Here is an 11,009-nt window from a genome sequence, read left to right as displayed (position 1 = left end):
TAACATGCTTGCCTGTCACGCAGGAGATCGCGGGTTCAAATCCCGTCCGGACCGTTTCTAGGCTTGATAGCTCAGTTGGTAGAGCACTTGATTGAAGCTCAAGGTGTCGGCGGTTCGATTCCGTCTCAAGCCATTGCTGGAGGGGTAGCGAAGTGGCTAAACGCGGCGGACTGTAAATCCGCTCCTTCGGGTTCGGCAGTTCGAATCTGCCCCCCTCCATTTTAATAGGGATTGCTAACCATTTTCCTTTTTAGGGACTTAGTTTAACGGTAGAACAACGGTCTCCAAAACCGTCAGTGTGGGTTCGATTCCTACAGTCCCTGTTAAAAGTATGATGGCGATTGTGGCGAAGTGGTTAACGCATCGGTTTGTGGATCCGACATTCGTGGGTTCGATTCCCATCAGTCGCCTATTTATATTTTATTATTGGGGTATAGCCAAGCGGTAAGGCATCGGACTTTGACTCCGTGATTCGTTGGTTCGAATCCAGCTACCCCAGTTTCATGGCGGTATAGCCAAGTGGTAAGGCACGGGTCTGCAAAACCTTGATCGCCGGTTCAAATCCGACTACCGCCTTATATCTATTACGGCGGTGTGGCGGAATTGGCAGACGCGCTGGACTCAAAATCCAGTGCCGGTTACACGGCGTGTCGGTTCGACCCCGACCACCGCTATTTATTTTAAACTCTTTCCTGGATAGGAAGGTTTTTTTATTGTTTTATTTTCATTGGTAAAGTATAATTTTCTTATAAATTCGAAAGGAGTGGTACAAGATGAATTTAGAATATAAAAATTTAGGTTCTAATCTAAAAACTCTTCAATGGTTTTTTGCTAGGGTTATTTGTTTTTACGTACCACCCTATCATTAGTCATTTTCTATATTTTTAAGGATCTAAGTTAATCTTAGATTCTTTTTTATTTTAATTATATTTTAAAAATTATAGAATTTATTTTGTCTTTCTAAATTCATCATATTTACGAAAACAGATAGCTTTATGTAGCATAAAAGGATAATTTAGATAGGAGACTAATTGATGATAAACAAAGATTATGGTATTAATTCTTACATTTCTAGATATAATTTAAATAATGATTTAAATATCTATCGCATCACAAGTCGTAATAATGCATTTCTAACGCTTCATAATAAAAAAGACGAATTAATTTCGGTTCGAGTAAATTTAAAAAATAGTGATTTTGTTGTAGGTGATTATGTTTTAGTTGAAAAGAATGTGGGAGAACATCAAATATCCACGTTTCTCAAAAGAGATAGCTTGATTACTAAAGCTCAAAGCACATCACAAAAAAGTTTGGCATATAATGCTAAAGAACAATTAATAGCTGCAAATGTTGACCAAATATTTATTCTTATTGCAGCTGATCAGAGGTTTTCTTTGGGAAAATTCGAACGCTATGTCTCTACCTTTTCTAATATGGCTAAGGATATTCAAATTATTATTTCAAAATCAGACTATCAAGTAGAAGCTTCAACTATTGAAAATACTATTTTAAAGGTTTATCCTAAAATGAAAATTAATCAATTATCAATTCATGATCCTTTATCGGATCAAAAAGTAATGAATCTTCTCAAAAAAGGTAAAACTTCTATTCTAATTGGATCATCAGGGGTAGGAAAGTCTACTTTAATAAACACTATTTTACAAAAAGAAGAACTGTCAACTCAAAACGTTAGAAATGATGGTAAAGGCAAGCATACAACCACCTCTTCCTCTATGTATTTCCTTAAAAAAACCTCTTCTTATATTATTGATACACCAGGCTTTAAAACTATTTCATCCCATAGAGATGCAGATGAAACGCTTCTTTTTCAAAGTATATATGACCTTTCGCTTAAATGTAAGTTTAATGATTGTTCGCACGTGAATGAGCCTGGATGTGCTATTCAACTAGCCATTAAAAAAGGGAATTTATCTAAAGAGTTGTACAATCGTTATTTAAAATATAAAGATAAAAAGAAACGGTATAAGGAATTGATCAGCCAAAAAAACAAAAAAAAGAAACCACATCATCGAATGAAAGTAATCACTAAGTCAGGAATTCTTAACGACATTGATTAATCTCACCTAATCAATAGTTATAAGGTAGTTTATAGGGCAACGTTAAGGTATAATAGATAGGTCGATAATTTTATGTTATTTCAAAGAGGTGATCTGTTTGATTAGTACAGTAGAAAGTTATTTTGAAAAAGAAGATATTTTGGTTCCTAAGAAATATCTTCAAATTGATGAAGAGTATTTAAATAAACAAGTTGATCAAAAAGTGGAGGAACTAACCAATCTAAATTATCCAAATAATAAAAATTTGTCAGATGAAGTGATATTCAATCTAAATCTTCCGAATATCTATAGTTATCAAGACTTGAGAAGCTTTTTTTATAATGATTTGAAGCATCGTGTGGCTGAGTTCTTTTTTTATGATCAACTACTGCCTTACTTATTCACTTTTTTCGCTGAAACCAGTCAAACCATCATTAATCAAAGTGAGCTGTTGCTTTTTCAAAATGAGTATCTAAAAAGAGTAGAAACGATAGCTAAAGTAAAGAATATCTCTTTTTCTGATTATGTACAAATTCACCTTCGATTGGCTGGTAATCCTTATGAGCGAATTAAAGAGAGAGCTTTTGAGGAATTTGTTTTTAGGTTAATTGCCAATCAAAGATATGAGAAAAATGAGTATGCTAATTTACAAGATGAGTACGAAGCATTTATTTCCGACCGCTCATTATCTCTTAATGTTGATCCCTTTGATTTGAAAGAGGAATTAAGCCTATCTACTTTTGAACAAGATTACCCGACCATTTACTTTACTCAAGAACTGTTAGATTATTTTATACCTAAAATTATTAGTTAAGACTGGGTTCTTAAAATCCTATTGATATATTTACCAATAACATCAGGTGAAGGAGCGAACAAATTTGAATGATAGTTATCAAAAACAATTGCTTTCTTTTTTAATTACTGCGACTCTTTTTTCAACACTTTATTTCACTTTTGTTTCTTCCTCTAATCGTTATATTATTGAAAACTTTTTCAAAAAGCCGATTGATAGCAGCATTAACCTTGAGGAAGTAGATCTTAATTTAAGAAAAGATCCAATCTTACAAACCAACGCTAAATCTGAAAAAGTCTCACTCTCGTCTGAATTAAACGATCACTATATGCCAAGATTTTATAATCGACCTCAACTTATTAAGCCGACTTTAAAATCGTCTATTAATCGCAAACCAGTTGTTGAAGAAATTGGAGTGGCGGAACTTGTATGGAAAAGAGATGGATTGAAAAAGATACTTTATCAAGGTGGTTCGCCCTTCACCGGATGGTTTCAAGAAGATAAAACTAAAGGTTATTATCAAGATGGTTTAAAAGAAAATCTGAACAACAGTGAATTATTAGCTAAACAAGTTGAGGATCTTTTTGCTGTTAATAAATATCCTTTCTACATGACTCCTCATAAAAAAAGAGAGCATTTCACTCTGAAAACAATTGAGTACAGCATCCTTATTAAGTCTCCTGATTTAAAAATTTACTCAAATCCGCCTGGTTTAGCCAGTTCACGTTATTTACTAAATACTCAAGGAATGATAGACAGTCCAATGGAAGTAGGACAGGAACTCACTAATCAATACGGAACCTGGTTACATGTTTATTTTGGCTATGATGAGCTTGGTTGGATTAGAAAAGATTCTTCATATAATGATTACGTTTTAACCTATTATAGTGAAAGAGAGCTTTTAGATGAAATAGAAGCTATATTAGAGACTTATTTGGGATATATTAGTGCAACGGCAGGAGCTTCTTTTGTTAATAGTGAGCATCTTACCCAGGTTTCAGTAAATAACCAAATATTTTTCCCAGCCTCTACTCAAAAAATTTATGTTTTAGGTAAAATTTATGAGCTTTATAAAACTGGTGAGTTGTCACCCAATTCTATGGTTATTTTATCTGATGAAAACCGCGTCCCAGGTGCTGGAGTTATTCAAGGAGACCCTAGTGGGTCGCAATACACTGTGGATTACTTAGTAGATTTGATTCCTTTATATTCTGATAACACAGCTGCTAATATGTTAATTGAAGTAGCTGGCGAAGGTGAATGGATTACACCTTATGTCCATAAATTTGGTCTAAAAGATACCTTTGTTGATGGAAAATATTATCATGGATCAACCAACCGCAGATTTCAGACATCGCCTGGGGATGCTGCTATGTATTTCGCTTTAATGGCACGTAATGAACTGAATGGCGAACCTTGGGATGGTCAATTAATTCAAAAATTAATGACAAATCCATGGCGATATCTTTCTGCATTTATACCATACGTTACCACATGGAATAAAACAGGATTAGGATCGACAGAACAAAATGATGTCGCAGCTTTTCAAACGGATTATGGAACCTACACACTAGCTGTGTATACAGAAAATCCTTATAATTACGATGCTGTTCCTGATCAAATGGGAATATTATCTAAAGCTGTTTTTGATGTCTATGTTAGTAATCGTTCGCTCTTATGGCAAAAAGTAACAAATCCCCAAGCTTATTTAGAGGAAAAAGAGCAAGAAATGTTGAGGCAATCCACAGAAATGATGTTAGATGAAAACAATTATAATTAAAAAATAAAAGGGGCTGGGACAAAAGCCTTGAACAATTAAAGAAAGTCCGGTCAACGATCCATTTGTTAATCGGACTTTTTCTTTAACAATAAAAAAATAGAAAGCGTTTCCTGCTATAATAGTAGTAATCACAAAACCATTTAGGAGGGGCTTTCTATCTAGTAACAGTACACTATGAATCACACTTACTTGCCACTGGAAATGGATTGTTTATTCCCTGAAAATCATAGTGTTTAGGCGAATTCATGAGGTAGTCGAACAGATTCAATCTGAGATTCAGCAGCTCTTAAGTGAAGAAATTGAAACGCTTAATCGAGCGATTGAAACGCAAATTGTTGTCGGAGCGGATGAACGCAAAAAGAAGCGCTGTCGTCTCAAAAAGTATCACCAAAAAATTGCTGAGGATTTTATTCCTTGTAAAGAAAAACACACCACTTATCAAGCGACATCCAACGGTCGCAATAGCTTTTCTAAGACCGATGTCGAGCGAATATTTATGGCCAATAATCTACGTAAATACCCAAAGCAGCGAGCCTAGATTGGAAAGTCACTTTCCAATCTAGGCTCGCTGTAAATTTTGAGGGGGCTGAGCAGCCCTTTTGTCCCAGCCCCTTTTATTTTAGTAAGAATGCTTTCAGTTTAGCTGTTTTCGTAAGTTTCTAAGACGAGCTTGGCTGTATCGCTAGAAAGGGAATAATAAATTTTAGTTCCATCACGGTCCGCAGAGACAATTTTTGCTTCACGTAATTTACTAATGTGTTGAGAGACGGTAGATTGAGTTAATTCTAAATCTTGTTGAATTTTGCTGACATTCATAACACCGTTATTTTTTAATAGCAATGCGATTGAAAAACGAATAGGGTGTGATAAAAGTTTTAGTACATTAACATATCTAGCCATTTTTTTTGATTTCATTCCGTATGTTTGCATCTTTTCCCTCCATTTCTATCTATTTTTATGCCTAGTCAGATTGTATCACATATTTTACTTTTAAAGTAAGAATTTTTTGTGTTTTTTATATTACATTTAATTTTGCTTAAAATTTTTACTGATTATTAAATGGTGAAAATAGTAGATACTTATAATATTTTAGCTAGCAAGATAAGGATACCATTTTAAGTTGTAATAAGCAAAGGTTGTTTGAAAGTAGTGTATAAATGGTTTTTAGAATAGGTTTAAATTATAAAAATATGTAATTGTTTTATTTTTTAAACAATAAAGATCCTTCATATTAGTATGATAGTACTATTAAATAATCTTTAAACAATAAAATAAGCCAACGTATATGTTATTTTATTTATAACATAATTTTATAAAAGGCTTGAAGTGTATCTTGCTTGCTTGATTGTAATATCACTGTAACCTATATTGCTATCTTTAATCGGTTTGCTTAATCATAGGTAACAAGTGCTAAAAAAACGTGCACTTATTAATAAACTTGTTTAAGATATCTTATATATTAATTTTAATAATAATTCACCAACAAGGTGATCATGTTAAGGAGTATTTATGAAAAAATCAATAATAAGTTTAGTTATCTCGTCACTATTGTTGCAAGTCGTAACTGTTCAACCAACTATCTTAGCTCAGGACGATAATTATCAAGGAAGTCTTGCGATGGTTTGGAAGCAGAGAACAGTTAATGAGATACGTCGTGTAATCAATCTAATGACTGAAAAACAAGATGGTGTCTATGTGATTCAATGGGGCGACACTTTAAGTAGTATTTCTGGAGCAACTGGTATATCGGTCAATGATTTGGCTCAAATCAACCAAATAGCTAATCCAGATTTAATCATAGCTGGAGCAGAGTTGCGTTTTAACTCAGATTCTGGGACGATCTCATATAGTCAAGGAGATGAAGAAGTAACAGTTACAGCTTATGAGACTGAAAGCAGTTCAATTAATACAAAGGCTCAAACAGAAGAGAGTCTCTTAGTAATTGAGGCAGCTGAAGACTTTGAAGAAGTTCAAGAAGAATTACCTACTTTTGAGGAAGCTATGCCTAATGAAGTTGTCGAAACAACTCGGGAAATTAGTGAAGAAATTCTTCCAGTTGTTGAAATGACTACCACGAGCAATGAAGTTATCGAGGAACAGCTGACTACTGAAGACTTTGAAACAACAGCCACTACAATTAAGTCTACTGATTTTAATACTGATTTAATTGAAACTAGCGTTTCAGATATTACAACTAGCATTACTACCAGTATTGAAACGACTAGTTATGTTGAATCTACCTATGAAGAAATAACTTTTGAAACGAATGAAGAAAGAGTTGAAACAACGCTTGTAGATAATAGCAGTACGGACCCTTATGCAGCGTTTGAAAGAATAGTTGCTGAGAAAGGTGTTTCTGATGTTGAGCAAGGTTATTGGAAGGCTATTATTAATCGTGAGTCCGGGTGGAATACATTTGCTAAAAATATGTCTTCTGGAGCATATGGATTACCACAAGCTTTACCAGGTAATAAAATGGCTTCTCATGGTGAAGATTGGCAAAGCAACCCTTATACTCAATTATCATGGATGTATGACTATATGGTAAGTCGTTACGGATCGATTTCTGGAGCTTGGTCACATTCTCAATCAAAAGGGTGGTATTAATAATTAAAGAGCTGAGATCTAATGATCTCAGCTCTTTAGGTGTTCAGAATGAAGTTAAAATATAGCTTATTTTGATAAAAAAGTTAAGTAGAACTTTAGGTCCAATATATGGTACGATAAAATCTTGATAGTGAAGATAAAAACTATTAAGAGAGGAAGAGTTGATGAGTCAAACAAAGATTGAATTCTTGGGTGGAATTGGCACAATTGGGGGAAATATTATTAGCCTTCAAAAAGATAATCATCAAGTGATTATGGATTTTGGAGCATTTGTAGGAGCCGATATTAAACAATTGCTAGATCGATCATTAACTGAACAATTCCTTTAAGATAACTTATTGCCTAAGGTAGAAGGATTTTATTCTCAAAGCCAGTTAAATTCAAATTCGTTAACTGCTTATGAGGTGAGCTCATCGAATACTGCCATTTGCTTGTCTCACTCGCACCTTGATCATCTAGGTTCCTTAGGACAAATAAACGAACAAATTCCTGTATACACATCAGAGAAGTCATTAAACTTTTATGAAAACTTAGTAAAAATTCCTTTTTACCTAAATATGATGTTAATTGGCAAAGTGTTCCTCATCAAACAAGTATTCATCATGGGCCATTCAAGATAACTTTTAAAGAGAGTGACCATGATACAGAAGGTGCGAGTGCTATTTTATTGCAACGAATGATTTGAAAATTGTTTATTCAGGAGACTTAAGACTAAATGGTTATAACCCTGAAAAAGTGCTCAAGTGGGTAGAAGAAGCCCATCCTTTTGAACCAGACCTACTATTAATTGAAGGCACCTCTTTGTCTAATTTTGGAGATGACCTCGCACCTCACGTAGCTGTTGAGGGAAAAAATCATAATCTAGCTTGTTCAAATGAGCGGCAGTTTTTAAAAGAGAGTGACCACTTATTGGGTAAAAAACAAGCAGGCATCATAACCATTAATTTATATCCACAAAATATACAACGCTTGATAAGATTGAATGAAATAGCTAAAAATCATCAACGGAGATTTGTCGTAGATAAAGCGTATTACCAATTGCTTAAACAACATATATCAAGCAAAATCGATAATATTTTTTGTTTAGGTGAGGATGAAGAAGAAAGTAGTCTTTCGGTAAGTGCTGAAGAATTGAAGGCTTCGCCGAATGACTATTTATTATTAATTGATTATGAACGTCATCAAATTCTTTATCAATTACCAGCTGGAATATATTTACATTCAAACGGAGTTCCTTTAGGAGTCTTTATGGCTGGTTATGAGGAGTTTTTAACCAATATGGTTGAATACGGCCGGGATTTCTATCAGGCTGGGGTCTCAGGTCATGCCTCTCAAGCAGATTTATTGATGATTGGTTATACGATTCAATCAAAAGTTGTTATTCCATGGCATACATTTAAACCAAAGGCTTTTGGTCAAGAGTTAGAAACAAAAGGTCTAATTGTTTTCTATCCTCAGTATGGCCAAATATATACGATGGACAAGATATTGGAGGGGAACAATGCTTAAAATCCGCTTTTTAATAACGAGTGATACACATGGTCAATGGCACCATCATCCTGATCAGACTGAGTATTCCTTAAAGAACACTGCAGCTTTAATTGATCAATTAAAACAAGATGCGATTAAGACATTGCAATTTGATTTAGGCGATTTTATTCAAGGATCGCCTATGACGAGCTATACCAGTCAAGTGACAAAGAGTGCGGCTCCTTATGCTCGAATGATGAATGATTTGGACTATGATTATCAAATTGTTGGTAACCATGAATTTAATCACGGAATGGCCTATCAAGACACTGCATTAGACTTAATAAATGCACAAATATTATGTAGCAATATTGTGGATCGAAAAACCAAAAAGCCCTATAAGGGAAAAGCCTATGATGTCATCAACATTGAAGATTATAAAATCGGAATTATTGGTGTAACCACCCACTATATACCACACTGGGAGTTGCCAGAAAATTATGAAGGTTTAGAATTTTTAGATGCTTTTGAAACGGTTAAAGAGTATGCTCAATTTTTAAAACCTCAAGTGGATTTATTAGTTGTTGCTTATCATGGAGGTTTTGAAGCTGACCTATCTTCGGGAGAGGCCTTAGAGGCTCAAACTGGAGAAAATCAAGGATATAAGATGATCAGTGAGATTCCTGAAATAGATCTTTTATTAACGGGTCATCAACATCGTCAGATTTGTCAGCCCTTTAAGGATTCCTTTGTCATTCAACCAGGCTATGGTGGTGAAAAGGTGGGTGAAGTTATCGTGAGTTTAGATAAAAAAGCTTCCCCAGCAATTGAAGGGGCTCTACACTCTTTTACAACTAGCGAAGCAATTGAAAATATTCGTCCATTAGAACCTGAATATAGCCAGAGCCTTAACTGGCTTGATGAGGTCTTAGGGAATGCTCCCATGGAGATGCCCACTCGAAATCTTCATCAAGCAAGAGTGAAAGGCCATCCTTTTGCTGAGTTTTTAACGAGAACGATGTTGAATGAAACAGGGGCAGACTTCGCAGGTATATCCTTGCTCAACGATCACTTTGTAGATTTTCAAGGTGAAGTTAGGCGAGGAGAACTATTGAATATTTATCCTTATTATAATCAAATTGCTGTTAGCCAAGTAAGTGGTCAGGATATAATTGAAGCGATGGAGCATAATTTTGCTTATTTTACTTTTGATTCATCCGGTAAAATTTCTGTAAATCCTTCTTATATTTATCCTAAACCTAAGCATTACAATTATGACTTGTACACGGGTTTTTCTGTAGAGGTTGATTTGAATCAACCAATAGGTAAGCGTGTGGTCAAATTAATTAATGAAAAAACACAAAAAGTAATTGATAAGCAAAAATATTACCATTTAGCGCTCACTCAATATCGTGCTGTTGGGGGAGGCGATTATAATATGTTTACAAAAGCTAAAATTGTTAATATGATTGATAAAGATATGATTCAATTAATAGTTGAAGGTATGGATCAATTGACAGTTACGGAATGGAAAGAGATAAATCATCATTATGAGCATATTCAATGGACAGCTTTTAATGAAGATTAAGCATTTTTTCAAAGTTGAAATTAGTCTAAAAAGCTTTTAATAAACAAAATACTTTTAGCTGATAATTTCAATAAACAAAAAAGAAATGCGGATTATGTTGGTGATGAATATTTTTCTTCTGATCATTTATCGTTTAAAAAAGATGGTTACATAGGGTTTTTAGATTATTATGTAATGGGTAAAGATTTTATGGAAAATGGCTTTTCACCTCATGCTGTAGCAATCCATATTTTAGATTGTGATAAAAAAAAGAACTTGAGGGTTCATCATTTTGTATCTGATACCAATCATAGCCCAACAGATCCAGCGAATAAATACCTTGAAGCAGTTATTAAACCAAAAGAATAGTATAATAAGATAATGGAATTGGAAGGTAAAGAATATGTAAAAGAAAACATAGAAACTGAAGTATTTTAACATTTATTACAGATGCTGATGAAGGGAGCGACCCTGGCTTAGGAGTAATAAAAAAATTATCTATTGAACATCAGATAGAACTAATGAGCAAATTTTTAAGAAGCTAAATAAAAAGACAATCAGTTTAAATTTATAGTTTATTATATAATGAAAATAATTTAATATTTATACTAAAAGAGTTAGAAAAACTAGGCTCTATGTCCAATAGGGTTGATGCTATCCAAGGAGATTAAGCCACTAATGGTTGCTTGGTCTCCTTTTCTTTTCTTCCTGACACATATAATCTTGATATTAAAA

10 protein-coding genes and 7 tRNA genes are annotated in these 11,009 nt (G+C 33.9%); 16 read left to right on the top strand and 1 reads right to left on the bottom strand.

The window, feature by feature from the left end; genetic code table 11:
- The first annotated feature begins 60 nt into the window (after positions 1-60).
- The 11 genes from ACQV2Q_RS08715 to ACQV2Q_RS08665 all read left to right on the top strand — a co-directional run bounded on the left by ACQV2Q_RS08715 (position 61) and on the right by ACQV2Q_RS08665 (position 5,168).
- Positions 61-133: transfer RNA gene (locus ACQV2Q_RS08715), tRNA-Phe, on the top strand.
- A gap of 5 nt (positions 134-138) precedes the next feature.
- Positions 139-219, top strand: a tRNA-Tyr gene (locus ACQV2Q_RS08710).
- A gap of 33 nt (positions 220-252) precedes the next feature.
- Positions 253-323 (top strand) — tRNA-Trp (locus ACQV2Q_RS08705).
- Between the two features lie 14 nt (positions 324-337).
- Positions 338-410 (top strand) — tRNA-His (locus ACQV2Q_RS08700).
- Between the two features lie 17 nt (positions 411-427).
- A tRNA-Gln gene (locus tag ACQV2Q_RS08695) sits at positions 428-499 on the top strand.
- 6 nt (positions 500-505) lie between these two features.
- Positions 506-576, top strand: a tRNA-Cys gene (locus ACQV2Q_RS08690).
- A gap of 12 nt (positions 577-588) precedes the next feature.
- Positions 589-674, top strand: a tRNA-Leu gene (locus ACQV2Q_RS08685).
- 360 nt (positions 675-1,034) lie between these two features.
- On the top strand, positions 1,035-2,078 hold the full coding sequence (gene rsgA, locus ACQV2Q_RS08680) for a ribosome small subunit-dependent GTPase A (RefSeq protein ID WP_428882503.1): 1,044 nt from the start codon (positions 1,035-1,037) through the stop codon (positions 2,076-2,078).
- A 97-nt stretch (positions 2,079-2,175) separates the two neighbouring features.
- On the top strand, positions 2,176-2,871 hold the full coding sequence (locus tag ACQV2Q_RS08675; protein WP_428874560.1) for a hypothetical protein: 696 nt from the start codon (positions 2,176-2,178) through the stop codon (positions 2,869-2,871).
- 64 nt (positions 2,872-2,935) lie between these two features.
- The gene (locus ACQV2Q_RS08670; RefSeq protein ID WP_428882502.1) at positions 2,936-4,630 is read left to right on the top strand and encodes a serine hydrolase; all 1,695 of its coding nucleotides are present in this window, start codon (positions 2,936-2,938) and stop codon (positions 4,628-4,630) included.
- Between the two features lie 229 nt (positions 4,631-4,859).
- Positions 4,860-5,168, top strand: a complete 309-nt coding sequence (locus tag ACQV2Q_RS08665) for a hypothetical protein (RefSeq protein WP_428882501.1) — start codon at positions 4,860-4,862, stop codon at positions 5,166-5,168.
- 101 nt (positions 5,169-5,269) lie between these two features.
- Here the strand turns inward: ACQV2Q_RS08665 and ACQV2Q_RS08660 are convergent, their stop codons facing one another.
- Positions 5,270-5,560, bottom strand: coding sequence for an ArsR/SmtB family transcription factor (locus tag ACQV2Q_RS08660; protein ID WP_428874557.1), 291 nt, complete (start codon positions 5,558-5,560; stop codon positions 5,270-5,272).
- Positions 5,561-6,139: 579 nt separating this feature from the next.
- Between ACQV2Q_RS08660 and ACQV2Q_RS08655 the strand changes: the two genes are divergently transcribed.
- From ACQV2Q_RS08655 to ACQV2Q_RS08635, 5 genes are all read left to right on the top strand, one after another.
- Positions 6,140-7,237 (top strand): LysM peptidoglycan-binding domain-containing protein, encoded by a 1,098-nt coding sequence (locus ACQV2Q_RS08655; RefSeq protein WP_428874556.1) that lies wholly within the window; start codon positions 6,140-6,142, stop codon positions 7,235-7,237.
- Positions 7,238-7,401: 164 nt separating this feature from the next.
- Positions 7,402-7,566, top strand: a complete 165-nt coding sequence (locus ACQV2Q_RS08650) for a hypothetical protein (RefSeq protein WP_428875501.1) — start codon at positions 7,402-7,404, stop codon at positions 7,564-7,566.
- 352 nt (positions 7,567-7,918) lie between these two features.
- Entirely contained in the window at positions 7,919-8,746 is an 828-nt protein-coding gene (locus ACQV2Q_RS08645) for a hypothetical protein (RefSeq protein ID WP_428882500.1), read from the top strand.
- Entirely contained in the window at positions 8,739-10,295 is a 1,557-nt protein-coding gene (locus tag ACQV2Q_RS08640) for a bifunctional metallophosphatase/5'-nucleotidase (RefSeq protein ID WP_428882498.1), read from the top strand. The genes ACQV2Q_RS08645 and ACQV2Q_RS08640 overlap by 8 nt, the downstream gene beginning before the upstream one ends.
- A 39-nt stretch (positions 10,296-10,334) precedes the next feature.
- Complete coding sequence (locus tag ACQV2Q_RS08635; protein ID WP_428882504.1) at positions 10,335-10,643, top strand: sce7725 family protein; 309 nt, start codon at positions 10,335-10,337, stop codon at positions 10,641-10,643.
- Positions 10,644-11,009 lie beyond the last annotated feature (366 nt).

The sequence above is a fragment of the Facklamia sp. P12950 genome (genome assembly GCF_050409465.1).
GTDB lineage: Bacteria > Bacillota > Bacilli > Lactobacillales > Aerococcaceae > Facklamia.
Note: the sequence above shows the minus strand (reverse complement) of the source record. Positions and strands in the feature narration are given on the sequence as shown.

Coding starts and splice junctions, on each gene's coding strand:
- ACQV2Q_RS08640 (WP_428882498.1), top strand. CDS start 8,739: ATGCTTAAAATCCGCTTTTTAATAACGAGTGATACACATGGTCAATGG.
- rsgA (WP_428882503.1), top strand. CDS start 1,035: ATGATAAACAAAGATTATGGTATTAATTCTTACATTTCTAGATATAAT.
- ACQV2Q_RS08650 (WP_428875501.1), top strand. CDS start 7,402: ATGAGTCAAACAAAGATTGAATTCTTGGGTGGAATTGGCACAATTGGG.
- ACQV2Q_RS08655 (WP_428874556.1), top strand. CDS start 6,140: ATGAAAAAATCAATAATAAGTTTAGTTATCTCGTCACTATTGTTGCAA.
- ACQV2Q_RS08660 (WP_428874557.1), bottom strand. CDS start 5,560: ATGCAAACATACGGAATGAAATCAAAAAAAATGGCTAGATATGTTAAT.